Genomic DNA, 23,575 nt, shown 5'->3' with positions numbered 1-23,575 from the left:
CACAGTCACGTCAGGCATGGGTTCCCTCCTGTGCCTCGGCCAGCAGTAGCGCCAGCACGCCGCTCACGACGGCGCCAGCCACGGCCTGCTCGACCGAGATACGAGACAGTATCTCGTCTATCTGGTCGGTCTGGCTGCTCTCCTGCTGCTCGTCGCCACTATCTCCGGTTGGGGAGTCGTCCCCACCACTCTCGGCTTCGTCGGGGTCGGTGGTCGGACCGTCCTCACTGCTCTGAGAGTCGTCGCCTCCGGTCGGCGTCGGGTCGGTCGGCCCCACCGTCTCGTCTGACGAGGCTTCGTTTCGCCCGTCGATGATGGTGTGGTCGCTCCCACCGTCGTCGGCGCCGGTTGGACCGTCGTTCTCGCCCATCTCGCCGTCGTCAACGCCGGTCGTCGGGCTACCAGCGTGAACGCCGCCCTCGCCGCCGTCGACCACGCCATCGGGGTCGTACTGCGCCTTGATTTCGGCGGGCTGCATCACCTCGGTGAAGCCCGTAACCTGCTCTATCATCTCGGCCGTGACGCCCGCTTCAGCGTAGCGCACGGCGTCCATGCCGCTGCCCGTGTAGCCCGAGGCGTAGATTGCGACAGCTTCGTCCTCCTCGCCGGCTGTGAGCGGGCCAGCGCCGAAGTTGAGCGCCTGCTGCACGGCGTCCTTGGCTTTCTCCCATCGTTCGGTCGACCAGCGATGAGCGATGGTCTCGCCGGTGTTGACTTCCTCGTCGGGGTCGTTCTCGGCGGTCACGCCGTCGCCGTCAGAGTCGGTGCCGAATCCGTCGTCGGAGTCGGTGCCGGTCGCGCCACCGAATAGGCCGTCGAACTGCCCCATCAGGTATCCCCCCGCCACGTCATTGCGATGAGGATAGCGAACATCAGCGCGTTCGCGGTCTGTAACGCCAGCATCTTCTCTTGGTGCGACCACTCAGAGGTGGTGACGCTGACGGTGAGCGGGCCGGTGCCGCCGCTGTTGTTCCCCGCCTCGGCCGAGGTCGTCGTCGCGGTCGTCCTCGACGAGGATTCGGCCGGGTCGGGTCGCTGTGCCGTCGGCTCCCATTGCTTGCTCGCGGAATCAGAAATCATGGGAAGACTCCTACGCCTCGCCCATGTCCCGCTTGACCGCCGCCGTCAGCCCGCTGACGGAGTTGCGGCCCACTTTCACCGGGACATTGAGCATGGCGTTCGTCGGCTCGGTGCCGTCGCCGTCCGGGTCGGTCCAGCGCACCGTATACGGCGCGTCGATGTACGCCGTCAGCACCATGTCGGTGCCGAGCCACGGGTGCAGGTCCGACTGGTTCAGGTCCAGCGTCTCGGGCTGGTCCGTCTGCTTCGTACCGTGGACCAGCGCCAGATTCTCGCCGTAGATGCGCTGGCTCGATTCCGACGTACTGCCGGGGACCGACTTCCGCAGTTCGATACTGGCCGGTTCGTCGCTCACGTAGTAGACGTGCAGGTTGCTCCCGGTGCCCGAGTCGGTGACGGTGATGGTGTTGTTGTCGTAGTCCACCGAGTCCGGGCTGCCGTGGTAGACGTCGTCGAGCCAGACCACGACCGATTCGGTGGCCGGCGTGTCGGTGACGCTGTGAGGCAGGTTGAACTGCTCCGCGTCGTCGGCAGTCGCGTTAGTCGTGTCCCCGTAGTAGGCGGGCACAGCCACGCGAAACGCCTTGTCGTCGCGCAGCAGGTGGGCGGTCGTGGCCCGGAACGTCGCCATCTCCGAGCGCTGGCCCTGCGAGTTGACGCTGGTGTCCATCTCGTCGGGCACGATGAGCGACGGGTGACGACTCAGGTTCCGCAGTCGTTCGTAGAGTTGTCCCGTCATGGTTTCACCGGGAACGTCCCTTCTGCTCGACCGCCGAGGAGTCGAAGTAGACCGAGGACTTCGACCAGTCGATTTGGGCCGCCGAGTCGGCCGTCAGGTACAGCGTGTCGATGTCGCGCACCTTGACGAACGGCGCCGGCCCGTCGGCATCGACGCTCTCGGGATGCATCAGCACGAGTTTGACGGCGTCGACGTTGTCGCTGTTGCGCTGCTCCGCGATGGTGAGGGTTCGGTACTGGTCGATGCTCTTCAGCACCTCAGAGACGACCAAAGTATCCTCGCTGCCGGCCATCTCCACCTCCAAGTAGAACGAGGTGTTGACCGGGAGCGGGTCGCCGTTGGCGTCCCGAAAGTCGCCGTAGATGGGGATGCCCTGCTCAGACCCCTTGGCGACGTGGTTCAGTATCTTCAGGAGCGTCCCCTGCTCGGGCGAGATACCGAGAATGGGGGTCGCTCGGGGACTGGACGGTTCGTTCTGATAGGTCGTCACCGCGTCAGCAGTCTTGCCTTCGGCGGCGAAGAGGTCTTGCCCCATCAGTTACCTCCCGTGTACCGCTCGCGGAGCGCTTCGAGAACGTGGACGCCGCCGCCGATAGCGACCTTGCGGCCCGCGCCGCCGTAGACGGCGCCACCCACCGCGACGGTCGCGCCGTACGCCTCGTCGGGGAGGTTCCGCCCCATCTTGTTCTCGACCGCGTACTTGACTGCTGCCGGTGCCGCGTACCCACCCATCACGAAGGCCACGTCCGTCACGTAGTCCTCGGATGCGAGGGTGTCGAATGCATTACCAAAGTCCATGCAATCCCACCGTATAGACTCTGATACCTTCAAGAACCGACGAAAACGTGGCTACAAACCGCTTCGGTGTGCAGTCAGTATGGAGCGGAGTCCATCAACACCCGCACCACTTCGGCGTTGCTTGGTTCGCTGCCGGGCCGTTCCTCCGCGATACGCTCTCGGGTCTGCTCGAACTCCTCACTATCTTCGCCTCTGAGTGTGATTTGGGTCATCATGCGGTGTACTCCGGTGGTTTCAGGTCGTTACCCTCGCTCCCGTAGTGGGTGCTGTGCATCGTCACGTTCTGCGTGTTGATACGGCGCACCTCGCCACTGTTGTCGCTGTAAACCCACTCGCTGCCGATTGTGCTGCCGTTTTCGTCCTTGTGCAGTTGGAGCGTCGTGGGCGTCTCTCTGTCCGGTGGCAGCAGTTCCTCGGGGAGTCTGCTTGCGGGGACATTCGTGGCCGGGTTGTGAAGGTCATCGGGATATTCGAGGTCGACGCTGCCCACGTCACCACCCCTGAAGCCGCCGAGAACCCGCGCCTGACACTGCGTCGTGATGGTCTTGTCAATCTCCGCGAGTCGCTGCGTCACCCACATGGACGAAGTACCGTCGCCACGTCCGGTGGTCGCTATTTCCAGCGTCGGCTTCGGGACCTTCTCAGCCTGTGGAGCGACGAAGTGGGCTTCGTCTACCACTATCAACTCGTCCCGGTCGATAGTCCGGGCGGCAGCGGCGATACGGCCGCAGATGACCCGCCACTCCTCGGCGGTGATGGCTGTGTGTCTCTCCAGCACCAGCGTCGGGTTGTCGACGAGGATGTGCCGCCACTGGTCCACCGACAGGTGCCGCTCTCGCGGGCCGACTATCCAGTGAGACGCCAATCCGGCTTTGACGAGTCCTCGGTACTCCCCACAGTAGTCGAGTACCGTGAGCGACTCGTAGCCCTCTGTGTTGCGCTCCATCCACGCCTGAGCGTGGTACGACTTTCCCCACCCGGACTGTGCCGCCAGCAGGAGCGCCGATGAGCAGGCCGGACCGGTCCCATCAGGAGCAGTTGGGAACCCCCACAGGGACAGCCATAGCCCGAACGCGCTCACAACGAGCGTGATTAGGAGGATTACCCCGGTGCTGTCGGTGTCGTGCCGCGTCATTCCTCGTCGTCGGCCTCCTCGACGTCCACCGCCTTGACGCGCACCCGGTCGCCGTTGTACGTCTGTACGGTCTGTGCGTCCCCGTCCCCGAGCGCCGACAGGTCAGCGTCTCGCAGGATGGCGTAGTCGGGTTGGTCAGCGCGGTCGCCACCTCGGCCCTCGGGCACCCTGACCGTCTCAGCCAGTATCCCAACGAGCGCTGCGACCATCACGGCCGCAAACAGCCAGTCGAGAGTACTCTTGTCGAGGGCGGGAAGGTCGAAACTCATGCAAGCGCCTCCGTGTTGGCCCGCACAGCGTCCTCGGTCGTCTCAGACGGTCCGGCCAGCAGGTCGGTGAGCGCGTCCACGGTGTCGAACTCGACCACCACAGACTCGAACCGTTCCAGCGAGACGCCCCACTTGCTCGAAACGTGCGCGTCAGCCAGTGAGCGGTCGCTGTGTACGTCGTCGGCACCGTTGGCCCGGTACGTCTCGGCCCACCGCCGTATCTGAGCGTCCCACTCCTCGGCGCTCATGGCAGCGTAGTGGGAGAGTGCCGCCGGGTTTTCGGTGTCGAGATCGTCGGGGGCGCACTGCGCCAGCCAGATTTCGGCCAGCGACGGACCACCGGGACCGTAGCCGTCCACCACGTCCAAGATTTCGGCCATGCGCTCGTCCTTGTCGAGTCGGTCGGCGCCGTCGTCGGCGTCAACGCCGATCGCGTCCCGCTGGTCCATCACGGCGCCGCGCTGCTCACTCTGGATGGTCGCCAGTATCTCCGCCATCGCGCAGATTCGGTCGCTCTCGTGGGGGTTCTCGATTTCTGCCTTTGCCTCTCGCGCTCGCTTCAGTTTGTCCATCATCGTCAGAAGTTCAGTAGGTCGCCGTCCAGTTGCTCGCTCAGTGCGTCGAAAGCGTCAGTCGCCATGTCCGTCTCCGTCAGGAGGATGACCAGCACGAGGGCACCCGTGCCGACCGCCACGGCCTTGCCGGGGTCCATCTCCTGCCCGACGCCGGCCTGTGCCAGCCACTCGTCTACCGCGTCGTCGAGTTCGACCGGCGGGGCGCGGGCCAGTTCCTCGATGTCCTCGGCGGTCTTGCCCGGTTCTCCGTCTGCCGCCGCTATCTCACCGAGCAAGAGCGCCAGCACGTCCACGTACTGGTCCCCCCACGTCGCGGCGTCGGGCATGGGGAGGTCCTCGTCCTGCTCGTCGGCGCGGTCGTCGTTGTCCTCGCCCTTGTCGGTGTCCGGGTCGAGGTCCGCCCCAGCGCCCACTTCTTCCTCTATATCGTCGGGGTCGACACCGAGCGCGTCTAAGTCCACGTCGGCTTTCTCATCGGGGTCGACAGCGGGCACTTCCTCCTCGCCATCTTCGGGCTGGTCGGTGGGTTCCTCGGGCACCTCCTCGGCAGAGTCCAGGCCGCTCGCGTCGGGCGCGTCCTCAGCCTCGCTCATTCGTCCCACCCGGCGCCGGTCGGCCCGGTCGTCTCGTCGGCGGTGTCGTCAGCCTCCTCAATCACCTCACTCTCTACCTCCTTCGGCTGCTGCTCCTGCTGGTCGTCGCCGTTGGACCCATCCGAGAGGGCGAGTGCTAGCAGGGCCAGACCGCCGAGACCACCGAGGACCGCCTTCAACGAGACCCCATTACCACTGCTCGTGGTGCTGCTCTCAGTCCCCTGCCCTCCCTCGGTTTCAGCGCCCTCACCGCGCTCGTCGGTGCTCTCTTCGCCGGTCGATGCCGCTACCTGCTGCTCGTACTCCTCAGATTGGTCCATTTCTGGCTGCTCGTTCTCCTGCTTGTCGTCCGATTCAGGGCCCTCTTCTGCTGCTTTGCCCTGCTCGTCGTCGCCGTCCTCTTCGGGAGCGCCCTGAGCGCCCTCGTCGGTGCCCTCATCAGGGCGGTTAAGCGCGCTCCTGAGTGCTTGCACGTTGCTGTGTGCGTCGTCCGCCTTCGCGTTGATGTGGCGTCGGACGCTTTGCTTGCTCTTCTCGCCGTTCTCGTTGTAGTCGCACCCCTCAGCGGGGCAGGTTGGTCCTGTCATAACGTCTCCTGACCGCCTTCAGCAACCCGGAAGGCGTCGGGTACCTGCTGCTCTGTGTCCTCGGGGTCGGTGGTGACGGCACGCTCGTCGGCCAGCAGGCCGCCGGGGTTCTCCTCCGTCTGGTCAACCACCTCGCCCTGAGCGCGCTCGCCCTGCTCGCCACCGGCCAGTCGGGCTTGGTCGTCGGCGCGGTCGCCGCTCAAAGTGCGCTGGTCGTCGGTCTCAAGCACCGCCGACCGGTCAGTCTCCGACCCGACGAAGTGGTCCAGCGTCCGCACCTCGGGGATGCTTGCAGGCATCCCGTCAAGCGCGTCGAGCAGGGTGTGCAGGCGGTCGGGATGCATCGCGTCCTGCCCGTTCGCTTCCCGAATCCGGTTGATGGCCCGCCATGCTTGCCGGGCGTTGATGACCGATTCTCTGACATCGGCTAAAGCACGCTCAATACCGCTTAGACCGCCCTTGTAGCCGGTCCACGAGTCCCGAAGCGCACCCGCTACTTCGGGCGTCACCTCCATCTCGGGGTACTCGTCGCCGCCGACCGTCACCAACTCCTGTTGCTCGTGGTCGGGATCGGTCGACTCGTCGAGAAACTGCGCTACTTCTTCCTCGTCGTAGTCGCAGGCTTCGGTAAGGAACTCGCACGCCTCGGCGTCGCCGTTCTCACAGTGTCCTCGGGCGTGGTCACACTGGTTCGACTGTGCCGCTCGGGCGGCACGACCTGCCTTCTCGGTGGCGCTCTCGTCGCGGTGACGGTCGCCGGACTCGCGCCCGGCCTTCGCCATCACCTCGCGGTGTTCATCCACCGTTAGGGTGCCGTCGTAGTAGCTGGTCCAGTCCTCGACGCCCTCGGCCTGCGCGATGCCCTTCACGCTCCGGGCGTGCATCTCGTTGGCCCGCTTCTTCGAGAAGTCGAGGTGGTCCCGCTCGTCGTCAGTAAGCGGCACCTGTCCCGGCCCATCCTCACGCTCACCTCTGCCGTCCTCGGCTTCGAGGCGTTCGGCGTCGAGGATGGTTTCGGGCGTGTCCGAGACGTACGCCACGGTCTTCAGTCGGCGGTCGTCGTCTACCGGACACAGATACTCGCGGTGTCGCTCTCGCGCGGCGTCAGCGGCCGCTTTTGTTCCATACTCAATTCTCTCAGTCACTTGCGTAAGGTCCTCCGAGACAACGGACGGACCTACTAGAAATAAAACCTGTTGAGAAGTTAATAATTTAGCAAGCAATAAAAGCGACAGTAGCCAGATAGCTACGTGTCGCTCTGCTGTTCAGCGACCTTGTCCTCTCATTGGCTGGTTCTTTGCGAAAACTGAAGTGATATAATAGCTATATATGAGGACATGAGTGACGAACCAGCGGAGAATGGGAACCGCATTCCCAGCTCCAAAGCCTCTGAATCGGTTCGAAAGGCTGGGTCAGTAGCCTATCAGAGTATACTAGCAGTCTTCGTGTTGGGATTGTTAATCGTCGTAACAGCAGCGCTGGGATTCCTCGTATATCGAGGAGTAATGCAATCAGGACCGTTCCTGTTGCTGTTGGGGATTCTCGTCGGATTCAGCCTCGGTCGTTTGGATGCGATACTATAGTTGCTGAGAACACTCCCGCTCAGAGACTGCTCACGCATCGGCGTTAGCACCTCCTACACTGGCCGACTGTCGAGAGAACGGGCGAACATGGACCGCTGTGTAGTCGCTCGGCGGAATATCGTTCTGAAGCCGGACGTAGCCCCGCTTCTCGAGTTGCCGTAGGAGGCGGGGAGCGTCCTTTTGGTTGATATGGTCCACGGCCTGCGCCAATGCCCGCTTCGCCGTTTCTCCCCGCACTATCCCGCTATCACTCCGCTTCTTGCAGAGCGTCCGGTAGGCAATAGCGAGTTCGCGCCGGTCCGGCTCCGCATACGGCTCGACGCCGCCGTCCTCGGCTGGCTCCTTGACCTGCTGCCGGACATACTGCTCAAGGTCGGCGCTCATGTTGTCGACCTGCTCCTTGTACTGCTCCTTCAGGTGGGTGGGGAGGCGGAACGTGATTTTGTCGCTCCCGCTCTCCTCGTGGAGTTGGCTGCCTCCACTCATGTCTGACTAGCCACCTCCTCGTAAGACGCGGCAGAACCCCCACACGGCACCGCGATGACCGGCAGAAGGAGTACGTGTAGGACAGGCCCCCCACGGGTCGCCAAACTGCCTCGCGTCGGCGGGCGTGCGTGCGCGGGCGTCATCGGCGGCACCCCTCTGTCTTCTCACGGGCGTCGGCCAGCAAGTTCCCGATGGTGCCCGCCGCTCGGTCGGTGTAGCGGGCGAACTCCCGAACGCCGAAGCTACCGAGGTCGCAGGACAGGAGCGCGTCAAGTTCAGCAGGAGTGAGGTGGTCGTACGCGGTCGGGTCGTCATCGAGGAGCAGCCACGATGGTGGCGCTGGGTACTCCCGGCCGGTGTCGAGGTGAGCCACGACGATGGACCCACGGACCCACTGCCACCACAGCGAGGCGACGTGAGCGCACCACCCGCCGTGGAACTTGTGGCCCGCACAGTCGCACTCAGCGACGAGCGTACGGCCCTTGAGTGCCCAGAGAACGCGGTGGTAGTCGTCGCCGTCCGAGAGGCTGACGATGCGCTCGGCATCGTTCACGGCGCCGCCCTCGTCGCTCTCGCGCTGGGCTCGTTCCCACGCCGTCGACAGCGTCCAGTCGGCGGGCATGGAGAGTGTCGGCGGGCCGCCGACCATGCTGGGGAGGTCGTCGCTCGGCTGCCAGCTACGCTCGGCTCGACTCATGGCCGACACACCCCGTCGTGCAGAGCGCTACACGGCTGGCTGTCGTGGTCGATGGGCAGACCACAGTAGTAGCAAAGCGCCCGCCACTCCCTCTCAGAACTGCGTGACGGCGGAGGCCCCCGTTTGGAATCCAAACGCTCTCTTTTTCGAGAGGGAGTTAGCTCAGACTCGGAAGTGCCGAATTCAGCGTCGTTAGAAGTTGTACCGCCGTCGGGTATGAACTCCCCACGACAGTTATTTTCAATGGACTCGCCGGGATTTGAACCCGGGGCCTCTCCCATGCCAAGGGAGTGATCTACCCCTGATCTACGAGCCCTCGCTGCACTCAATCGTATCCGACGACCTTTCTTAAACCCATCGAACCGGAGCGGACGTGCGAGTCGCTGCCGTCCCGCACTCCCGTGGGGAACGCCACAATGTACAAGAGTATCCAGTGCGACAGTCCGTCAGACACCGCGCGTGGTCTGGGAGCGCGGACGGGGATTCATGTACGGCAAGGGAACAGGCAGGACAGGGGCGGTCGGCCGGGAGCGCCGCGACCCGTCAGCGGGACAGGGGTACTGATGCGCGCGCAGACGACGCTCGATTTCACTATCGGGATAAGTCTGTTTCTGGCGGTGCTTATATTCATATTCCTGTTCATCCCGGGTCTGCTGTCGCCGTTCACGGCGGGAGCACAGGACGAGACGGTAACCACCAACCGGGTCGCAGACCAGTTAGCGAAGTCCACCCTCGGCAGTCCGGACCGTCCCTACACTATCGACCGGTTCTGTACGGTCGCGTTCTTCGACGGCGACGGTCCCGGCCGGTGTGTCTTCGACGACGAGTCGCTCAGCGACCAGTTGGGGCTCGACGCCGACCGGCAGAACGTGAACGTGACTATCAGGGCGAACGTCACGACGCAGACGACGGACTCGGAGGTGCTGTGCTGGGACGCCGACGAGAGCAGACTGCTGGAGCGGTCCCAGTGCAGTCCGAGCGACGTGACGTTGGCTCGGGGTGACACGCCGCCCCCGAAGAACGACGAGTCGGTGACGGCACTCCGCGTCGTCTCGCTGAACAGAGAAGACGTGACGCTCTACGTGGTGATGTGGTAGCATGCGCGGACAGGCACACACCCTCGAAGCCGTCGTCGCCAGTCTGTTGCTCCTCTCCAGCCTCGTGTTCGCCCTCCAGATGACGGCAGTGACGCCGCTGTCGGCGAGCACGTCGAGTCAGCACATCGAGAACCAACAGCAGGCGACCGGTAGCGGCGTGCTGGCCGCGGCGGCCCGCGCTGACTCGCTGAAGCCGGCCGTGCTGTACTGGAACAACAGCTCACAGCGCTTTCACGACGCGAACGAGGACCTCGGCTACTACACGAGCGGGCCGCCGAACAACACGCTCGGCAGCATGCTCAACCGGTCGTTCGACCAGCGTGGCATCGCCTACAACGTCTACTTCTGGTTCCAGAACGCCAACGGGGAGGTAATCAACCGGAGGTACGTCTACAGCGGCGTCCCGAGCGACAACGCCGTCGCCGCGAGCTACACGATTACGCTCATGGACGACGACCACATCTACGACGAGGACGAGACGCGCAACGCCACCTCGTTGCGCCACGAGAACGTCACCTATCCGATGCCGGACCTCGAATCGAACGTCTACAACACCGTTCGCGTGGAGGTGGTCGCGTGGCGCATCTGACCGGGGACGACCGGGGCCAGACGATACTCATCGCGGCGTTCGCCCTCGCGGTGACGTTCGTGGCACTGGCGCTCATCGTCAACTCCGCCATCTTCACCGAGAACCTCGCCAGTCGGGGCGAGACGGCCGGTAGCGACGACGCGCTGGCGATGCGGGCGATGGTCGAGGACAACGCAGGCGATACGCTTCAGTCGGCCAACCGGTACAACTACTCCAGTACGACGCGACTGGACGAGGCCATCGAGTGGGGTATCAGAAACACCAGTATGCAAACGGAGCAACAGCAGGCGAGGACTGGCACGCTGGTCAACGTCACCTACGAGAGCAGCGAGGCAGGGCGCCGTATCGCTCAGAACAGTTCGACCCATCAGGAGTTCAGGTCGGCCGGCGATAGCACCGACTGGGTCGTAGCGAGCGGCGTCTCCCGGTCTGGAACTCCCCGGGAGAACGCGACGCGCGCGTTCGTCATCAACGCGAGCGACGTCGCGGGAGTGGACAACACCTCTTCCTTCGAAGTCGAGGTCAGAGACAGTTCGTCGACCAACGTGGACAGTTGGCAGATGCACGTCTGGAACGCCTCGGGGAACCGGACTATCCAAATCACGACTATCAAGAACGTGGGCGGAACCGTGACCAAAGAGCGCTGTCAAGTGCTCTCGAACCGGTCGTACGTCCGTATCGACGTCACCGGCGGTACCGTCGACTCGAAGCCCTGTGACGCGCTGGGCCTCACCGCCGGCGGCGAGAACATGCACTTTGCCACCGGAGCGAGCGACACGTACGACGTCCGGTTCAAGAACGCGAGCAGGATTCACGGGAACTACTCGATGGTCGTCCGCGACCCGAGCAGTACCCTCAACGCTGTCGAAGCGGTCGTGGCAGGCATCACGCCGGGCGACCCGTACTGGACCGACGCGCACTACCAGATAACCGTCCGCTTCAGATACGACACCGGAAACATGCGGTACGTCACCGACGTCCGGGTCGCACCGGGTGAGCCAGATGAATAGGGAGCGGGCCGTCTCCACGACGCTGTCCTATACGCTGACGCTGGCGATATCGGCGTTGCTGATTACCGGACTGCTGGTCGCCGGCAGCGACTACGTGACCGACCGCAGAGAGCAGGTCGTCCGAGAGGAACTCACCATCGTCGGGCATCAGGTCGCCGCCGACTTCGCACGCGCGGACCGACTCGTCCGCGCCGGGGACGGGTCACCGACGGTCCGGTTGAACCAGACCTTCCCCGACCGGGTGTCGGGCAGCAGTTACGACGTGCGCGTCGAGAGTCAGGACACGCTCGTCGTCAGGTCGGTCGACCCCGAGATACGGGTCGAAATCGGAGTGAAGGTAGCGACCAGCCTCGACACGGCTGGAACGGCCGACGGTGGCGTCGTCCAGATATACTACGACCCGGGGGCGAGTGAATTGGTGATACGCGATGTCTGAACGCGCCGTGAGCGAAGTGCTGAGCTACACGCTCGTGTTCTCGCTCATCATCGGGTCCATCGCTATCGTCTCCGTGGGCGGCCTCGGGAGCCTGCAGGACGTCCGTGACGTCGAGCAACTGGAGAGCGCAGAGCGCGCATTCGACGTGCTGGCGGACAACGTCGCCGACATCCACCAGCGGGGGGCTCCGAGTCGGGCGACGGAGATTAGCCTCAGCCAATCCCAGATTCGGACCGGGAGCAACGTGACGATGGAGGTCAGACTCGAAGGCGGGAGCGGCCTCCCACAGACGTTCGACTGGCGAGTTCGGCCAATCGTCTACGAGGGCAACGACGAGCGTCGAATCGTCTACGAGGCCGGCGCCATCTTCCGGACGAACCGCGACGGCGGCGTCGTCGTCCGGGAACCGCCCCTCGTCGTCGACGGCAATCGGATGCTCGTGACGGTTGTCGGTGTCAACCGGCCGACGGTCCAGAGCCTCAGCGGGTCGACCGTTCTCGTCCGCATGAGCGAGCGGCGGTCGGACCTCGTGTACCGGAACCGTTCGGCCGACGTCGAGCAGGTGGACATCACCATCAGTTCGTCGCCGAGGGCGCCGCTGTGGGCGGAAGCGTACGAGCGGTACGGGTTTGACTGTACCGTCGGGGGCGGCGGAACCAGCGTCGAGTGTGAGTACCCGCCCTCGCCCAACGGTATCGACCGCGTGTACGTCGTCTACCACGACATCGGAGTGGACATCGAGCAGTAATCAGGTACTGGTAACGTTGACCTCATTGACGGAGGCGTGGATGTACGTGACCTTCACGACCGAGTCGTCACGAGAGAGGATGTTCTGGGTCCTGAGCGCCTCGTCGTAGTGGATACCGCCCTTCCCGCTGTTCGCGATGGTCGTCTGACCGGTGAGGATACCGCCGTAGACGAGGCCCCCGTCGAGAGTCACGCTCCCGGTGCCGCTGACGCCCGGCGGGGCGTAGATGACGCCGACGTACTCCGCGGGGTCCGCGCTGTTGCCGCCGCCGATGGTCGTCGTCAGATTGTCACGGCCGTAGGCGCGGAACTGTGGCGCGTCGTCGCCCACGTTGGTCACCGCCGCCCCCTCGTCGAGGAAGATGTGGTTGGTGTGTCCGCCGGTGCCACCGACGTAGAGACTGACGGTGCCGGGCCCGACAACCTCGATGGTCGCGCCCTCGGCCAGTGCTACGTTGTCGTCCACCGCGAGAACGATGTCGCCCCCGGTAGTGTCGAGCGTCAGCGTGTCGCCAGTGCCGGGCGTGAGTTCTGAGAGGTAGTAGGTCCCGGCGCCGAGCGCCGCAGTATCGGACGTGTAGGTGATGGTGCCACCGTCGGCCGGGGTCCCAGCGTTGTCGTTGTCGGCGGCCGCGGTCTCCAGTCGGTCGCGGATGATGCCGTTGATGGCGGCCGCTTGGTCGACGCCGCTTATCTGTTCGACGTCCCCGTCGGGGTCGATGATTCGGCTCTCACAGTCGCTGTCGCTCGGGATGCAGTTGTCGGTGTAGCTGATGTTGCCGTAGACGTCCGGTTTCCCCGCCCCGTTCCCGACCTCGACGCTTCGCCCGGAGACGAGGTCGCCGCGGAAGTTCTCGCCGGCCGCTCCGCCACTGATGTCGATGTCACGTCCGTAGACGACGTCACCGTTGTCGCCGAGGTTCCCGTTGGTCGCCTGGGTGCAGTAGTCGTTTGTCGTACCGCTGGAGTCGTAGCTGTCGGTGTAGACGTCGGTAGCGGCCCCGCAGGAGGTGTTGTGGGTCGAACCGCCGAGGACGGTGAAACTGCCGCTGGCGGAGAGACTGGACGTCGCGGAAGTGAGACGCTGCTTGTCCACCGGCGCGACCAGTTCCGCCACGACGACGTTCTTGGGGTGGTCGTACTCGACTTTGCCGTCGGTGCGCGTCTCGAAGAACGACCCCCAGGCGCGGTAGTAGCGACTTCTGACCGTGACGGTTACCCGACCGTTGTTCAGCGGGTTCTGGAAACTCTGGTCGAGTTGCGGGTTCGGGAAGTACTGCGTGGTGTTGTTGTGAGTCACGATGGCCCGATTGTCGAGCGACGCTTCGCCTTGGACCGTCACGAGCGGAAGAGTGAGCGTTGCGTTCCGGTAGTGGAACTCCGGCGGCGATATCATCACCGACCGGTCGTCGCGGTCGGACCGCCAGACGCCGCCCCCCTGATACGCGATGGTGCGGTCGTCGCTGCCCTCGTAGACGACGGCACCCATCGTCTCGTTGTAGATGGTCGTCTGTGCGCCAGTCGTCGTGTTCTCGTAGGAGAGGTTCATCCACCCCGCACCCTCTTCGACCCGGTACTGGTCGCTGCCACGGGCGGAGAGACTGACGCGCTGGACGCTCGACTGACCCAGTGCGACGAGGGCCGTCCGGGAGTCGAGTTCGGTCATCGCCTTCTGCGTACGTTCGGCGTCGAGTTGGGACTGGGTCGTCGTGATGGCACCCGCGCTGAACGCGACCACGGCGGTCGTCGAGAGAATCATCACCGCCAACACCAGCGCCATCCCCAGCGGTGCTGACTGTGCCCGTTGCTGCCGCTGGTCCCCGTCCCGACCCGTGGGCAATCGCATCGTACTGCCTTAGCTATCATCCGTGATAAGCGCGGTGGCCGATTCCGCTCGGCGACCGTTTCGAAACCGCTATCTACGGCTGGAAAGATGCCGCTGTGATACCGCGACTCACGTCTCGGGATGACACCGGGCTACGTCGAGGTGACGTTGACGCGGTTGACAGAGACGTGGAGGTAGGTCAGAGCCGGTATGGTCCGGGGGTTCTGGACGCTCTCGACGTTCGTCAACGCCTCGTCGTAGTGGATGCCGTAGTTGTTGCTGACGAACGTCACGTCGCCGACGACGCCGCCGTAGACGTGGGCGTTGTTGTTCAGTTCGGCGGCCGTTCCGGGGTTCGTCCCGTCGCCGGGACCGTACAGGACGCCGACGAGGACGGCGTTGTTCTCGAAGGTGGCGCTCGCGTCGGGGTTCGTGTACAGCCAGAAGTTCGGGGCCCGGTCGCTCGTGACCGTGTTGTACGCGTTCTGCCCGTAGGTCACGTCCCCCTCGACGTAGACGTTGACGCGGTTCCCGCCGACCACCTCGACGTTCGCGTTGTTCGAGAGGTCCACGTCGCCGTCGACGACGATGTTCACCGGGCCGCCGCTACTGTCGATTCGGAGCGTCCCCGAGACGGCCATCTCGTCGAGGTAGTAGTCCCCCGCGGTCAACTCGCAAGTCGACCCGCAGTTCTCCAGCGCGTTCGTGCTCTCGTCGACGTCCACGCTCGGGTCGTCGTTGTCGTTCTCGTCGCTCTCGTCGTAGGCGACCCGGCGACTGTCGATGAGCAGTTCCACCGAGTCCGGGGATTCGATGGACGCGTTCTGGGCGTGCCACCCGTCGACGCCGCCCGGGAACCCGCCACCGGAGGCCGCCCCGCCGTAGGAGAGGTTTCCACGAATCTCGCCGTTGTTGGCGATGGAAACGTCACCGCCGGCCTCCAGACTCCCCTTGATGACGGCGTTGTTCTCCACGTCGACGTCGCCGGCGGAGACGATGCGCGTTTCGTCGGCCACCGTCGCGGCGTAGTCGCCGTTCGAGGAGTTGTAGCTGTCGGCCTCCGCGTTGTTCTTGATGGTCATCGACGTGCCCGGAGCCCCGGAGACGATGCCACCCGCGACGGGCGGGTTCGTCGCCGGCACGGACAGCGTCAGGGTCACCTCCTCGTTCACGTGGTCGTAGGCGACGCCGCCGTCGGTGCGCGTCTCGAAGTACTCGCCCCACGAGCGGTAGTAGTCGCTCTGAACGACGATTTGGACCCGGCCACTCTCCAGCGGGTTCGTCCGCCCCGTCGTCGCGTTCGGGTACACCTGCACGGACCCGTTGTCGGTGACGGAGACGCGCCCGCTGAGTGAACTGTCGCCCGAGACGGTCACGAGGGGGAGCGTCAGCGTCGCGTTCCGGTAGTGCAGTTCCGGCGGCGACACCATCTCCCCCTCTCCGTCGGGCGACGACTGCCAGACGCCGCCACCCTGATAGGCGATGTCCGCGCCAGAGGACCGTTCGTAGACGACTTTCCCCATCTCCTGTTCGAGTATCGGGGTGGCGACACCGTCGACTTCGACGCGTATCGTCCCGCCCGCCGGCCCATCCACGACCCGGTACCGGTTCCCTCGAACCGTCGGGAGGTCGACCCGCTGGACGTCCGACTGACCGAGTGCGACGAGCGACGACTGTGAGTCCAGTTGCGTCAATACCTTCTCGGCTCGCTCAGTCTCCAGTTGCGACCGCGTACTCGTGACGGCGTCCGCCCCCAGCGCGACGATGGCCGTCGTCGATGCGACCACGATAGCGAGGACGAGTGCCAACCCCAGCGGCGTACTCTGCCCACGGCTCACCCACCCAGAACGAACCTCCATGTCTCTGTTGCACTACCTTCGCACGCGATATAAACTACCTCCCCTCCTCACCGACCGATACGAACTACCCGTACCGAACGCTGGTCTCCTCGGCGACCGGCCTGAGCAGATAGCGACCGCGCTCGCCCTGTGAGACGGGGGTGAAGTCCGCGGTGAACCGCGTCGTCTCGTCGGCCCGTATCTCGAAGGACTGGGTGAACTTCAGCGGGGCGTCACCCGGCGTCCTGACCATCGCCATCTCGCCGCCGTCGAGGGACGCGTCGACGGCGGTGACGTCCAGTTTGAGGTAGGCGTACTCCCCGGTTTCGAGTTCCTGTTCTTCCGCGAGCGCCGAGGCGTCGCCGGCCAGTTCCACGAGGTCCGCGGTGACGCCGCCCACCTCGAAGACGAGTTCGTCGCCCGTGTGGTCCTCCGTCTCGGTGGCCGCCGCCGCGGGCAGCACGCGAATCGCACCGATAGTGACGACACAGGACTCGAAGTCGGCGATGTCACCCGGTTTGTCGCTGACGTACGTGGCGAGGGTCCCCGTCGGAGCGTCACTGCCGCACCCGGCGAGCGTCGCCCCCGCGGCCACGAGGCCGCTTCGGAGGAACGCACGTCTATCCATGCACGCCCGTTGACCTAGCACCATATAGGTCTACTGGCCCCGAGCGAGAGATGGAAACCGTTTAGTCGCGCGGCCGACGACCATCCCACGGGAACAGCACGACCGCAAATCTGACACGCCGTGGGCTTCCACGGCTCGGGATTGCGGCCGTGTTTGGCATCCACCGATGCCGATACGCCTCGCTACCGGCAGCGACGAGCGGTTCGTGCGGTTCCAACCAGACAACAATGGCACGAATGCACACACGCCGTCGTGGCTCGTCCGACTCGGACAAGCCCGCGGCAGACGAACCCCCGGAGTGGAGCGACGTCGACGACGACGCCGTCGAAGCGCGCGTCGTCGAACTCGCCGAGCAGGGCCACTCGCCCAGCGAAATCGGCCTGAAACTGCGCGACGAAGGCGTTCAGGGCACCCCCGTCCCGAACGTGAAGCTCGCGACCGGCAAGAAAGTCACCGAGATTCTGGAGGAGAACGACGCCGAGGGCGACCTGCCCGAGGACCTCCGGAACCTGATGGAGCGCGCAGTCCGCCTGCGCGACCACATGGACGAGAACCCCGGCGACCACCAGAACAAGCGTGCGCTCCAGAACACGCAGTCGAAGATTCGCCGCCTCGTCGACTACTACCGCGGTGACGAACTGGACGAGGACTTCACCTACAGCTACGACAAGGCCGTCCAGCTGCTCGACGACGACTGATGTCCACGACCGGTCGGGAACAGGCGCCAGCCCCTGCCCCCAGCGACGTCGCCGCGTCCCTCTCCGACGCCGCCTTCGTGCGGCTCGTGAGCGACGCGACCGGCGCTGCGCTGGCCGCGACGGGCGTGCTGGCACGGGCGCTCGCCGCCGCCGGAACGCCGTTCCAGGCGAGCGTCGTCGCCCCATTCGCCGACCCCGACCGAACCACGGAGGCCGACGCGACAGTCGCCCTCGGCCGCTCGCTCCCGCCCGCCGACCACACGCTCGCCGCCCGACCGGCCGCGGCCGCCTTCGAGGTGGCTCGCGAACTCGGCACCGCGACCAGTCCGACGCTCGCGCTCGCCGGCACTCTCGCCGGCAGTGACGTGGACGGCCCGGTCGAGAGCGCCGCCGAACAGGCTGGCCTCGACCGCCGCCCGGGACTCTCGATACCGGTCGCGGACCTCGGCGACGGGTTGGCCCACTCGACGCTGCTCTCGGCCCCCTTCTCGGGGGACGAGGAACAGGCACGGGCCACGCTGGCCGAACTGGACCTGCCCGCCGACCCGAGCGACGACGACCACCGGCGCGTCGCGTCGCTGGTCGCGCTGGCGGTCACCGGGACGGACAGTGCGCCGCCCCGGGCCGCCGACGCGGTCCAGCGCGCGCTCCACCCGTACGTGGGCGGGCCGTTCGAGACGGTCGGCGGCTACGCCGACGTCTTGGACGCCGTCGCTCGTGAGCGTCCGGGCACGGGCATCGCGCTCGCGCTCGGTCACGAGCGCGTCCGCGAGGACGCCCTCGCCGCGTGGCGAACCCACGCCGAGCGAGCCCACGCCGCCGTCGCCGACGCGACGACGGGCCGGTACGACGGCCTGTTCGTCGCCCGCGGCGACGCCATGCCGGTCGGCACCGTCGCTCGTCTGGTGGCCGACTTCCGCGCGCCCGAACCCGTGACGCTCGTCGTCACGGACGGCGAGGCCGCCGCTCGCGCCACCGACGGCCGGGACGTGGCCGCGGCGATGCGGGCCGCGGCGGACGCCGTCGACGGCGAGGCCGTCGGTCACGGCCGCCGCGCCAGAGCGCGGTTCGACGTGCCGACCGCGGACCTCATCGAGGCGTTCAGGGAGGCACTATGAGACGGGCCGAGATTCGCACGACGCACGACACGCCCGCCCGGGCCGAGCGCGTCGCGGCCGCACTCCGGCCGGACAACACCGACCAGATGACCACCCGCGTCGAGGACGACGCCGTGGTCACCACCGTCGAGCGCGACTCGACGGGCGGGTTGCAGTCGACCGTCGACGACTACGTCGTCAACCTCCGGGTCGCAGCACAGCTAACCAACCGACACACAGATTCCAACCATGAGTGAACGAAGCGTCTCCAAGCGCAAACAGCAGAAGCGGTGGTACACCGTCCTCGCTCCCGAGCAGTTCGACCGGGAGGAGCTCGGTGAGACGACCGCAGACGAACCGGACAAGGTGCTCGGTCGCACCATCGAAACGACGCTGGGCGAACTGAAGAACGACGCCAGCGAGAACAACACGAAGCTGACCTTCAAAATCAACGAGGTCGCCAGCGACTCCGCGTACACGGAATTCACCAAGCACGAGCTGACGCGGGACTACCTGCGCTCGCTCGTCCGCCGCGGCTCCTCGAAGGTCGAGGCCTTCGTCACCGTGCTGACGACGGACGACTACCGCGTCCAGATTCAGCCGGTCGCCGTCACGACGAAGAAGGCCGACGCCTCCCAAGAGAAGGCCATCCGCCGCACGATGATAGACCTCGTCGAGGAGACCGCGAAGGACCGCACCTTCGAGGAACTCGTCGACAGCGTCGTCGAGGGGCGTCTCTCCTCGGCCATCTACGGCGAGGCCAAGGAGATTTACCCGCTCCGCCGCGTCGAGATTCAGAAGACGACCCTCGAGGCTCGCCCCGAGGAAGTCGCCGCCGAAGAGGAGACGGCCGTCGACGTCGACGAGGAAGACGTCGACGTCGAGGAAGCCTAACCCCGTTCGGCACCCAGACGCACTATTCTTCGGTCGTGCCCGCCTCGTCAGTGACGACGACGGTGCCGACCATCCCGCCGCGTTCGTGCGGGATGCAGAAGTACGGGTACTCCCCGCGCACCTCGAAGGTGTGTTCGTAGGACTGTCCCTCGAACAGCGTCCCCTTCGAACTGTTCCCCCACGCGTCCCGGGCGGCCTGTTCCGTCTCGAACTCGCCGGAGGCGAAGAAGTCGGCGCCGTCGGGGAGGCCGTCCTCGTACGCGGTGACGGTGTGGCCCTGCTTGCTGGTGTTGAGCCACGTGACCGTGGTTCCCGGCTCGACCCGGAGGGTCTGTGGCCGGAAAACCTTCGCGCCCATCCCGACGTCGTAGTCGGTGTTCGCGCCGCGGCCGCCGATGCACCCCGCCATCCCGACTGTGGCGGCCGTCCCGACCGCTCCGAGGAAAGCCCGTCGCTCCATAGGTCGAACTCGGGAGCGGACGGACAAAGACGACTCGGTTCGGGACGAGGTACAGGCCCGGTGAGTAGCCGGCCGTGAGCGAGGCATAGCTGGACAGCTCAGGTTAAGGCTTCCCGAGACTCACATAATTATTGGTGATGGAACATGGCTTACGTCCTCATCCGACACGAAGTCGCTAACTTCGACGACTGGAAACCGTACTTCGACGACGACGACGACCGGCGCATCGAGTACGGACAACAGCGCTACGACCTGTTCCGCGACAGCGAGAACCCGAACGACGTCGTGATGCTCGCCGAGTTCGACACGATGGAGAACGCCGAGGCGTTCGTGGACTCCGAGGAACTCCCGGAGATAATGGGCGAGGCTGGCGTCGAGGGCGAACCCGAAATCACGTTCCTCGAACACGTCGAACGGAAGGCCGTCCCCGAGAAATCGGCCTGACCACGCGTTTTTTCGACCGATTCGTACTGTCTCCGCGGAGCGACCGCTCAGTCGCGGAACGTCAGGCCGTCGCGCAACTCGCGGACGTCGGCCAGCAACGCGTTGACGTCGCGGTCGCCGGGCATCGTGACGTGGCCCATCTTCCGCAACTCGTACACCTCGTGTTTGCCGTACCAGTGGAGGTGAGCGCGGTCGGTCTCGAACACCGCTTCGTCGCCGTACAGCGCCGCCGACTGGCGTTCATCCACGTCCCCGAGGACGTTGGTGGAGACGGTCGGGTCTCGCTGGTCGGTCGTTCCCAGCGGCATCCCCATGACGGCGCGAACGTGCTGTTCGAACTGGGAGGTGTGACAGCCCTCGATGGTCCAGTGCCCGGAGTTGTGGGGACGGGGGGCGATTTCGTTGAGCAGAATCTCGTCGTCGGCCGTCTGGAACAGTTCGATGCCGAAGACGCCGCGGCCGTCCATCACGTCGAGGACGTCCAGCGCCACCTCGCGGGCGCGGTCACGCACCGCCTCGCTCGCCCGCGCCGGAGCGACGCTCTCGCGGAGAATCTCTTCCTCGTGGATGGTCTCGGTGACCGGGAACGTGTCGCGTTCCTCGTCGCCGCGACAGCCCATGACGGCCAGTTCCCGTTCGAAGTCCACCATCTCCTCGACCATCGCCGGGCCGGCGACGTCGTCGATGGCCGCATCGACGTCCTCGGGACCCGAGACGGGGACGTTGCCGCGCCCGTCGTAGCCGCCGGTGCGAGCCTTCAGCATCGCGGGGTAGCCCAGTTCCTCACAGGCCTCGCGCAACTCCGCGGCCGTCTCGACGGCGCGGAACTCGGGGACCGGTACCCCCGCCTCCGAGAGGCGCTGTTTCTGGACGAGTTTGTCCTGAATCGTCCGCAGGGTGTCCGGTTTCGGGTGGACCGGGGCCCCCGTCTCCTCGGCGACCCGTTCGAGGACGTCGGGGTCCGCGAGTTCTATCTCGAAGGTGAGGACGTCCGCTCGCTCCGCGAGGCGGCGGAACGTCTCCTCGTCCTCGAACCCGCCGACCAACTGGTCGCGGACGACCGGGGTCGCCGGGCAGTCCGGCGTCGGGTCGGCAACGATGAGTTCGACGCCCAGCGGCGCGGCCGCTTCGCCCATCATGCGTCCGAGTTGACCCCCGCCGACCACGCCGAGGGTCGGTCCGGGAGACGTGCGTGTCATGTGCCGCGCTTTCGCTGGCGAGCGCATAAGCGTTGATTTCTGTGCCGACGAGGGGTGGGCCGTGACACCGGGTTAGTCACTCGCCGGTCGCGTTGTCGGCGTACTCCTCGTGGGTCCAGACGGTGAAGTCGTTCTTGTAGCCGCTGGTGCGCATCATGTAGCTCTCGCCCGAGTAGCCCGCGGCCCGCAGTCGGTCACGCGGAACCGTCGAGTCGTACTCCTGCGTGATGATTATCGGTGGCTGGTTCTGCATGGCGCGGACCCCGAGTGCCGTCTCCTCGTTCTCGCAGGCCACCGAGACGTCGTCGGCGGCGAAGTACCACGGCATCGGCAGCGTGTTGTGCCACTGTATGCAGGTGGGTTTGGTGTTCCACCACGCGTCGTCCCACGTCTCTCTGCTCTCCTCGACGTAGGCGTTGTTCTCGTCGTAGGCGTCGCCCGACTCGCCGTGGTAGACCACGACGTCGGGGCCGCCGTCGTGTGCCGCGGCGATGCGGTCCATCTCCGTCAGTGCCTCGCGGACCTCCTGTTCTGGCTGGGCGAACTGGACGAGTTCGTTCCCGTCGGCCGTCGTGTTCGTGTAGACTCGCGTGACCGCGACGTTCGCGACGAGCAGCGTCACCAGCAGGAAGACGACGGCGGCGATGGCGACGCCCGTCTCGTCGTCGGCCGTCAGCGACTCCAGGCCCCAGCGGAACACCGCCGCGAGGGCGACGCCGGCGGGGACCGCGAGCGGAACCACGGCGTGGACCACAATCCACGGTGCGCCGATGTCGGTGCCGAGCGGGTAGCCGAAGATGGAGACGAACCCACCGTAGAACAGGAAGGGGACGAGGTGCCGCGGCGCCGTGTACCCGAGTCTGTCGAGGACGTACCCGAGGCCGGCGAACGCCGCCAGCGGGGCCGACGCGAGCGCCAGCGCCTTCACGAACACGCCGAGGTGACGCTCGTAGTCCGCGAACGTCTTCTCGGAGGCGGGGTTGAGCCACTCGCCCCACTGGGCGACCACGCGGTCGTAGGTCACCCGCAACAGGTCGTCGAACAGCGCCGGGTTGGTCACCCCCTCCCAGAACCCGACGGACCCGGCCGAGGGCGGGGCCGGCGGGTGCTGGATGCCGGCGACGCCGGCCCCGCGAGGGGCGTAGAAGTACAGCGAGATGGCCAGAAACAGCCCGATAGCGACGACGACGTGTCCGAGGTAAGCGCCGAGCAGTTGCCCGGGATGGTCGTGGCGTTCGCGGAACGACCGGGCCGTCCCGACCACGAGGGCGACGTCGCCCTTGACACGGCCAACGACGCGCTCCCGAATCTCGCCCGCGGAGGGCGTGTCGGTGGCGAACAGCACGGCGTCGCGGTAGCCGTTGGGCAGGACCAACACTTTCGCGAGCAACAGCCCCGTCGCCCCCAGCCACGTCAGCACGTAGACGAGGGCGTTCTCCTTCGAGGCGAACCCCAGCGCCATGAAGAAGGCGACCCCGTAGAGGTAGCGGGGCTTCCGGGTGTCGTGAAAGCGGACGAGCAGCCCGAACGCGGTGAACATGAACGCGGCGACGAGTATGTCGCTGCGCATGAACCGCGAGTAGTACAGCAGGACGGGGTTGACCGCCAGTAGGAGCGCCACCGCCACCACTTCCGTCCGGCGGAGGTGTCGCCTGAACAGGAGCGCCGTCAGGGGCAAGAGAGCCCCGACGACGGCGACGGGGAGCCGCATCGCGAAGTCCGAGGGGCCGACCACGGCGAACAGCCACCGGTCGACGTGCTGGACGAACGGGCCGTGGATGATGTAGCGGTAGGCGAACGACCCACTCTCGCCGAAGTGCCACGCCCAGTAGGCGACGCGGCCCTCGTCGAAGTGGGCGACGCGCCGTCCGAGCGCGACCAGTCGCAGGGCGAATGCGAGGAGCGTGATGCCGGCGACGAGTTTGACCGTCGCGTACTCGTCGGTGTGCACCCACGAGGCGACACGACGCCGCGTTCGCTGGAGGGCGGGCAACACACCGCTCGACGTAGCCATGTGGGGTGCAAGCACAGCGGGCGTTAGAACCCTTCTGGTTTCCGACGCCGGAACGGT

Annotated in this window: 31 protein-coding genes and 1 tRNA gene; 11 read left to right on the top strand and 21 right to left on the bottom strand. The window is 65.8% G+C overall.

The annotated features are described in order from the left end of the window. Positions 1-10: 10 nt before the first annotated feature. From Hhyl6_RS15395 to Hhyl6_RS15340, 12 genes are all read right to left on the bottom strand, one after another. Positions 11-829 carry a hypothetical protein gene (locus Hhyl6_RS15395; protein ID WP_483740136.1) on the bottom strand — a complete coding sequence of 273 codons (819 nt, stop codon included), beginning with the start codon at positions 827-829 and terminating at the stop codon, positions 11-13. Continuing rightward, a complete protein-coding gene (locus tag Hhyl6_RS15390) occupies positions 829-1,080 on the bottom strand; it encodes a hypothetical protein (protein WP_483740135.1) in 252 nt (83 codons plus the stop codon). The genes Hhyl6_RS15395 and Hhyl6_RS15390 overlap by 1 nt, the downstream gene beginning before the upstream one ends. 10 nt (positions 1,081-1,090) lie before the next feature. Further along, positions 1,091-1,819 carry a hypothetical protein gene (locus Hhyl6_RS15385; protein ID WP_483740134.1) on the bottom strand — a complete coding sequence of 243 codons (729 nt, stop codon included), beginning with the start codon at positions 1,817-1,819 and terminating at the stop codon, positions 1,091-1,093. A 4-nt stretch (positions 1,820-1,823) separates the two neighbouring features. After that, entirely contained in the window at positions 1,824-2,354 is a 531-nt protein-coding gene (locus tag Hhyl6_RS15380; RefSeq protein ID WP_483740133.1) for a hypothetical protein, read from the bottom strand. Further along, positions 2,354-2,617, bottom strand: a complete 264-nt coding sequence (locus Hhyl6_RS15375) for a hypothetical protein (RefSeq protein WP_483740132.1) — start codon at positions 2,615-2,617, stop codon at positions 2,354-2,356. The genes Hhyl6_RS15380 and Hhyl6_RS15375 overlap by 1 nt, the downstream gene beginning before the upstream one ends. 74 nt (positions 2,618-2,691) lie before the next feature. After that, the gene (locus tag Hhyl6_RS15370) at positions 2,692-2,829 is read right to left on the bottom strand and encodes a hypothetical protein (protein ID WP_483740131.1); all 138 of its coding nucleotides are present in this window, start codon (positions 2,827-2,829) and stop codon (positions 2,692-2,694) included. Beyond that, positions 2,829-3,752, bottom strand: coding sequence for an ATP-binding protein (locus Hhyl6_RS15365; RefSeq protein WP_483740130.1), 924 nt, complete (start codon positions 3,750-3,752; stop codon positions 2,829-2,831). The genes Hhyl6_RS15370 and Hhyl6_RS15365 overlap by 1 nt, the downstream gene beginning before the upstream one ends. Next, positions 3,749-4,021 (bottom strand): hypothetical protein, encoded by a 273-nt coding sequence (locus tag Hhyl6_RS15360; protein WP_483740129.1) that lies wholly within the window; start codon positions 4,019-4,021, stop codon positions 3,749-3,751. Before Hhyl6_RS15360 ends, Hhyl6_RS15365 begins: the two co-directional genes overlap by 4 nt. Continuing rightward, the gene (locus Hhyl6_RS15355; RefSeq protein WP_483740128.1) at positions 4,018-4,596 is read right to left on the bottom strand and encodes a hypothetical protein; all 579 of its coding nucleotides are present in this window, start codon (positions 4,594-4,596) and stop codon (positions 4,018-4,020) included. The genes Hhyl6_RS15360 and Hhyl6_RS15355 overlap by 4 nt, the downstream gene beginning before the upstream one ends. Before the next feature lie 2 nt (positions 4,597-4,598). Next, positions 4,599-5,189: a hypothetical protein gene (locus Hhyl6_RS15350; RefSeq protein ID WP_483740127.1), complete on the bottom strand. Its 591-nt coding sequence runs from the start codon at positions 5,187-5,189 to the stop codon at positions 4,599-4,601. Further along, a complete protein-coding gene (locus Hhyl6_RS15345) occupies positions 5,186-5,776 on the bottom strand; it encodes a hypothetical protein (protein ID WP_483740126.1) in 591 nt (196 codons plus the stop codon). Before Hhyl6_RS15345 ends, Hhyl6_RS15350 begins: the two co-directional genes overlap by 4 nt. Continuing rightward, positions 5,773-6,921 (bottom strand): hypothetical protein, encoded by a 1,149-nt coding sequence (locus Hhyl6_RS15340; RefSeq protein ID WP_483740125.1) that lies wholly within the window; start codon positions 6,919-6,921, stop codon positions 5,773-5,775. The genes Hhyl6_RS15345 and Hhyl6_RS15340 overlap by 4 nt, the downstream gene beginning before the upstream one ends. A gap of 192 nt (positions 6,922-7,113) precedes the next feature. On the opposite strand from Hhyl6_RS15340, the gene Hhyl6_RS15335 reads away from it, so the two are divergent. Continuing rightward, the gene (locus Hhyl6_RS15335) at positions 7,114-7,359 is read left to right on the top strand and encodes a hypothetical protein (RefSeq protein ID WP_483740124.1); all 246 of its coding nucleotides are present in this window, start codon (positions 7,114-7,116) and stop codon (positions 7,357-7,359) included. A gap of 30 nt (positions 7,360-7,389) precedes the next feature. Here the strand turns inward: Hhyl6_RS15335 and Hhyl6_RS15330 are convergent, their stop codons facing one another. From Hhyl6_RS15330 to Hhyl6_RS15320, 3 genes are all read right to left on the bottom strand, one after another. Then, on the bottom strand, positions 7,390-7,845 hold the full coding sequence (locus Hhyl6_RS15330; RefSeq protein ID WP_483740123.1) for a hypothetical protein: 456 nt from the start codon (positions 7,843-7,845) through the stop codon (positions 7,390-7,392). A gap of 139 nt (positions 7,846-7,984) precedes the next feature. After that, positions 7,985-8,542 carry an SWIM zinc finger family protein gene (locus tag Hhyl6_RS15325; RefSeq protein ID WP_483740122.1) on the bottom strand — a complete coding sequence of 186 codons (558 nt, stop codon included), beginning with the start codon at positions 8,540-8,542 and terminating at the stop codon, positions 7,985-7,987. A 244-nt stretch (positions 8,543-8,786) separates the two neighbouring features. After that, positions 8,787-8,858, bottom strand: a tRNA-Ala gene (locus Hhyl6_RS15320). A 247-nt stretch (positions 8,859-9,105) separates the two neighbouring features. Here Hhyl6_RS15320 and Hhyl6_RS15315 point away from each other — a divergent pair. Genes Hhyl6_RS15315 through Hhyl6_RS15295 form a run of 5 tightly spaced genes read left to right on the top strand, consistent with a single transcriptional unit; the run spans position 9,106 to position 12,422 of the window. Next, positions 9,106-9,639 (top strand): DUF7287 family protein, encoded by a 534-nt coding sequence (locus tag Hhyl6_RS15315; protein ID WP_483740121.1) that lies wholly within the window; start codon positions 9,106-9,108, stop codon positions 9,637-9,639. 1 nt (position 9,640) lies between these two features. Then, the gene (locus Hhyl6_RS15310; RefSeq protein ID WP_483740120.1) at positions 9,641-10,228 is read left to right on the top strand and encodes a DUF7288 family protein; all 588 of its coding nucleotides are present in this window, start codon (positions 9,641-9,643) and stop codon (positions 10,226-10,228) included. Beyond that, positions 10,216-11,238: a DUF7261 family protein gene (locus Hhyl6_RS15305; protein WP_483740119.1), complete on the top strand. Its 1,023-nt coding sequence runs from the start codon at positions 10,216-10,218 to the stop codon at positions 11,236-11,238. The genes Hhyl6_RS15310 and Hhyl6_RS15305 overlap by 13 nt, the downstream gene beginning before the upstream one ends. Further along, the gene (locus Hhyl6_RS15300) at positions 11,231-11,674 is read left to right on the top strand and encodes a DUF7266 family protein (RefSeq protein WP_483740118.1); all 444 of its coding nucleotides are present in this window, start codon (positions 11,231-11,233) and stop codon (positions 11,672-11,674) included. Before Hhyl6_RS15305 ends, Hhyl6_RS15300 begins: the two co-directional genes overlap by 8 nt. Continuing rightward, positions 11,667-12,422 (top strand): DUF7289 family protein, encoded by a 756-nt coding sequence (locus tag Hhyl6_RS15295; protein WP_483740117.1) that lies wholly within the window; start codon positions 11,667-11,669, stop codon positions 12,420-12,422. Before Hhyl6_RS15300 ends, Hhyl6_RS15295 begins: the two co-directional genes overlap by 8 nt. On the opposite strand, the gene Hhyl6_RS15290 is transcribed toward Hhyl6_RS15295, so the two are convergent. The 3 genes from Hhyl6_RS15290 to Hhyl6_RS15280 form a co-directional block, all read right to left on the bottom strand. Next, positions 12,423-14,267, bottom strand: coding sequence for a DUF7289 family protein (locus Hhyl6_RS15290; RefSeq protein ID WP_483740116.1), 1,845 nt, complete (start codon positions 14,265-14,267; stop codon positions 12,423-12,425). A gap of 131 nt (positions 14,268-14,398) precedes the next feature. Further along, positions 14,399-16,084 carry a DUF7289 family protein gene (locus Hhyl6_RS15285; RefSeq protein WP_483740115.1) on the bottom strand — a complete coding sequence of 562 codons (1,686 nt, stop codon included), beginning with the start codon at positions 16,082-16,084 and terminating at the stop codon, positions 14,399-14,401. 85 nt (positions 16,085-16,169) lie between these two features. After that, entirely contained in the window at positions 16,170-16,712 is a 543-nt protein-coding gene (locus tag Hhyl6_RS15280) for a DUF4382 domain-containing protein (protein WP_483740114.1), read from the bottom strand. A 227-nt stretch (positions 16,713-16,939) separates the two neighbouring features. Between Hhyl6_RS15280 and Hhyl6_RS15275 the strand changes: the two genes are divergently transcribed. The 4 genes from Hhyl6_RS15275 to Hhyl6_RS15260 are packed head-to-tail and all read left to right on the top strand — an operon-like array spanning position 16,940 to position 19,401. Then, complete coding sequence (locus tag Hhyl6_RS15275; protein ID WP_483740113.1) at positions 16,940-17,410, top strand: 30S ribosomal protein S15; 471 nt, start codon at positions 16,940-16,942, stop codon at positions 17,408-17,410. Then, a complete protein-coding gene (locus Hhyl6_RS15270; protein ID WP_483740112.1) occupies positions 17,410-18,528 on the top strand; it encodes a hypothetical protein in 1,119 nt (372 codons plus the stop codon). Before Hhyl6_RS15275 ends, Hhyl6_RS15270 begins: the two co-directional genes overlap by 1 nt. Further along, positions 18,525-18,764: a KEOPS complex subunit Pcc1 gene (locus Hhyl6_RS15265; RefSeq protein ID WP_483740111.1), complete on the top strand. Its 240-nt coding sequence runs from the start codon at positions 18,525-18,527 to the stop codon at positions 18,762-18,764. The genes Hhyl6_RS15270 and Hhyl6_RS15265 overlap by 4 nt, the downstream gene beginning before the upstream one ends. Further along, complete coding sequence (locus Hhyl6_RS15260; RefSeq protein ID WP_483740110.1) at positions 18,757-19,401, top strand: 30S ribosomal protein S3ae; 645 nt, start codon at positions 18,757-18,759, stop codon at positions 19,399-19,401. Before Hhyl6_RS15265 ends, Hhyl6_RS15260 begins: the two co-directional genes overlap by 8 nt. A gap of 22 nt (positions 19,402-19,423) precedes the next feature. On the opposite strand, the gene Hhyl6_RS15255 is transcribed toward Hhyl6_RS15260, so the two are convergent. Next, positions 19,424-19,861, bottom strand: a complete 438-nt coding sequence (locus tag Hhyl6_RS15255) for a plastocyanin/azurin family copper-binding protein (RefSeq protein WP_483740109.1) — start codon at positions 19,859-19,861, stop codon at positions 19,424-19,426. A 144-nt stretch (positions 19,862-20,005) separates the two neighbouring features. Here Hhyl6_RS15255 and Hhyl6_RS15250 point away from each other — a divergent pair, with 144 nt between their 5' ends. Beyond that, a complete protein-coding gene (locus Hhyl6_RS15250; protein WP_483740108.1) occupies positions 20,006-20,305 on the top strand; it encodes a putative quinol monooxygenase in 300 nt (99 codons plus the stop codon). A gap of 47 nt (positions 20,306-20,352) precedes the next feature. On the opposite strand, the gene Hhyl6_RS15245 is transcribed toward Hhyl6_RS15250, so the two are convergent. Then, positions 20,353-21,504, bottom strand: coding sequence for a 5-(carboxyamino)imidazole ribonucleotide synthase (locus Hhyl6_RS15245; RefSeq protein WP_483740107.1), 1,152 nt, complete (start codon positions 21,502-21,504; stop codon positions 20,353-20,355). A gap of 76 nt (positions 21,505-21,580) precedes the next feature. Then, entirely contained in the window at positions 21,581-23,518 is a 1,938-nt protein-coding gene (locus tag Hhyl6_RS15240) for a flippase activity-associated protein Agl23 (protein ID WP_483740106.1), read from the bottom strand. Positions 23,519-23,575 lie beyond the last annotated feature (57 nt).

The organism is Haloarcula sp. H-hyl6 (assembly GCF_056934455.1).
This window is presented reverse-complemented; position numbering and strand designations above follow the sequence as displayed.

What these genes read in the sequence shown, in the direction of transcription:
- Hhyl6_RS15395 (WP_483740136.1), bottom strand. Translation starts at nt 829, where the DNA reads ATGGGGCAGTTCGACGGCCTATTCGGTGGCGCGACCGGCACCGACTCC.
- Hhyl6_RS15390 (WP_483740135.1), bottom strand. Translation starts at nt 1,080, where the DNA reads ATGATTTCTGATTCCGCGAGCAAGCAATGGGAGCCGACGGCACAGCGA.
- Hhyl6_RS15385 (WP_483740134.1), bottom strand. Translation starts at nt 1,819, where the DNA reads ATGACGGGACAACTCTACGAACGACTGCGGAACCTGAGTCGTCACCCG.
- Hhyl6_RS15380 (WP_483740133.1), bottom strand. Translation starts at nt 2,354, where the DNA reads ATGGGGCAAGACCTCTTCGCCGCCGAAGGCAAGACTGCTGACGCGGTG.
- Hhyl6_RS15375 (WP_483740132.1), bottom strand. Translation starts at nt 2,617, where the DNA reads ATGGACTTTGGTAATGCATTCGACACCCTCGCATCCGAGGACTACGTG.
- Hhyl6_RS15370 (WP_483740131.1), bottom strand. Translation starts at nt 2,829, where the DNA reads ATGACCCAAATCACACTCAGAGGCGAAGATAGTGAGGAGTTCGAGCAG.
- Hhyl6_RS15365 (WP_483740130.1), bottom strand. Translation starts at nt 3,752, where the DNA reads ATGACGCGGCACGACACCGACAGCACCGGGGTAATCCTCCTAATCACG.
- Hhyl6_RS15360 (WP_483740129.1), bottom strand. Translation starts at nt 4,021, where the DNA reads ATGAGTTTCGACCTTCCCGCCCTCGACAAGAGTACTCTCGACTGGCTG.
- Hhyl6_RS15355 (WP_483740128.1), bottom strand. Translation starts at nt 4,596, where the DNA reads ATGATGGACAAACTGAAGCGAGCGCGAGAGGCAAAGGCAGAAATCGAG.
- Hhyl6_RS15350 (WP_483740127.1), bottom strand. Translation starts at nt 5,189, where the DNA reads ATGAGCGAGGCTGAGGACGCGCCCGACGCGAGCGGCCTGGACTCTGCC.
- Hhyl6_RS15345 (WP_483740126.1), bottom strand. Translation starts at nt 5,776, where the DNA reads ATGACAGGACCAACCTGCCCCGCTGAGGGGTGCGACTACAACGAGAAC.
- Hhyl6_RS15335 (WP_483740124.1), top strand. Translation starts at nt 7,114, where the DNA reads ATGAGTGACGAACCAGCGGAGAATGGGAACCGCATTCCCAGCTCCAAA.
- Hhyl6_RS15330 (WP_483740123.1), bottom strand. Translation starts at nt 7,845, where the DNA reads ATGAGTGGAGGCAGCCAACTCCACGAGGAGAGCGGGAGCGACAAAATC.
- Hhyl6_RS15325 (WP_483740122.1), bottom strand. Translation starts at nt 8,542, where the DNA reads ATGAGTCGAGCCGAGCGTAGCTGGCAGCCGAGCGACGACCTCCCCAGC.
- Hhyl6_RS15315 (WP_483740121.1), top strand. Translation starts at nt 9,106, where the DNA reads ATGCGCGCGCAGACGACGCTCGATTTCACTATCGGGATAAGTCTGTTT.
- Hhyl6_RS15310 (WP_483740120.1), top strand. Translation starts at nt 9,641, where the DNA reads ATGCGCGGACAGGCACACACCCTCGAAGCCGTCGTCGCCAGTCTGTTG.
- Hhyl6_RS15300 (WP_483740118.1), top strand. Translation starts at nt 11,231, where the DNA reads ATGAATAGGGAGCGGGCCGTCTCCACGACGCTGTCCTATACGCTGACG.
- Hhyl6_RS15295 (WP_483740117.1), top strand. Translation starts at nt 11,667, where the DNA reads ATGTCTGAACGCGCCGTGAGCGAAGTGCTGAGCTACACGCTCGTGTTC.
- Hhyl6_RS15290 (WP_483740116.1), bottom strand. Translation starts at nt 14,267, where the DNA reads ATGCGATTGCCCACGGGTCGGGACGGGGACCAGCGGCAGCAACGGGCA.
- Hhyl6_RS15280 (WP_483740114.1), bottom strand. Translation starts at nt 16,712, where the DNA reads ATGGATAGACGTGCGTTCCTCCGAAGCGGCCTCGTGGCCGCGGGGGCG.
- Hhyl6_RS15275 (WP_483740113.1), top strand. Translation starts at nt 16,940, where the DNA reads ATGGCACGAATGCACACACGCCGTCGTGGCTCGTCCGACTCGGACAAG.
- Hhyl6_RS15270 (WP_483740112.1), top strand. Translation starts at nt 17,410, where the DNA reads ATGTCCACGACCGGTCGGGAACAGGCGCCAGCCCCTGCCCCCAGCGAC.
- Hhyl6_RS15265 (WP_483740111.1), top strand. Translation starts at nt 18,525, where the DNA reads ATGAGACGGGCCGAGATTCGCACGACGCACGACACGCCCGCCCGGGCC.
- Hhyl6_RS15260 (WP_483740110.1), top strand. Translation starts at nt 18,757, where the DNA reads ATGAGTGAACGAAGCGTCTCCAAGCGCAAACAGCAGAAGCGGTGGTAC.
- Hhyl6_RS15255 (WP_483740109.1), bottom strand. Translation starts at nt 19,861, where the DNA reads ATGGAGCGACGGGCTTTCCTCGGAGCGGTCGGGACGGCCGCCACAGTC.
- Hhyl6_RS15250 (WP_483740108.1), top strand. Translation starts at nt 20,006, where the DNA reads ATGGCTTACGTCCTCATCCGACACGAAGTCGCTAACTTCGACGACTGG.
- Hhyl6_RS15245 (WP_483740107.1), bottom strand. Translation starts at nt 21,504, where the DNA reads ATGACACGCACGTCTCCCGGACCGACCCTCGGCGTGGTCGGCGGGGGT.
- Hhyl6_RS15240 (WP_483740106.1), bottom strand. Translation starts at nt 23,518, where the DNA reads ATGGCTACGTCGAGCGGTGTGTTGCCCGCCCTCCAGCGAACGCGGCGT.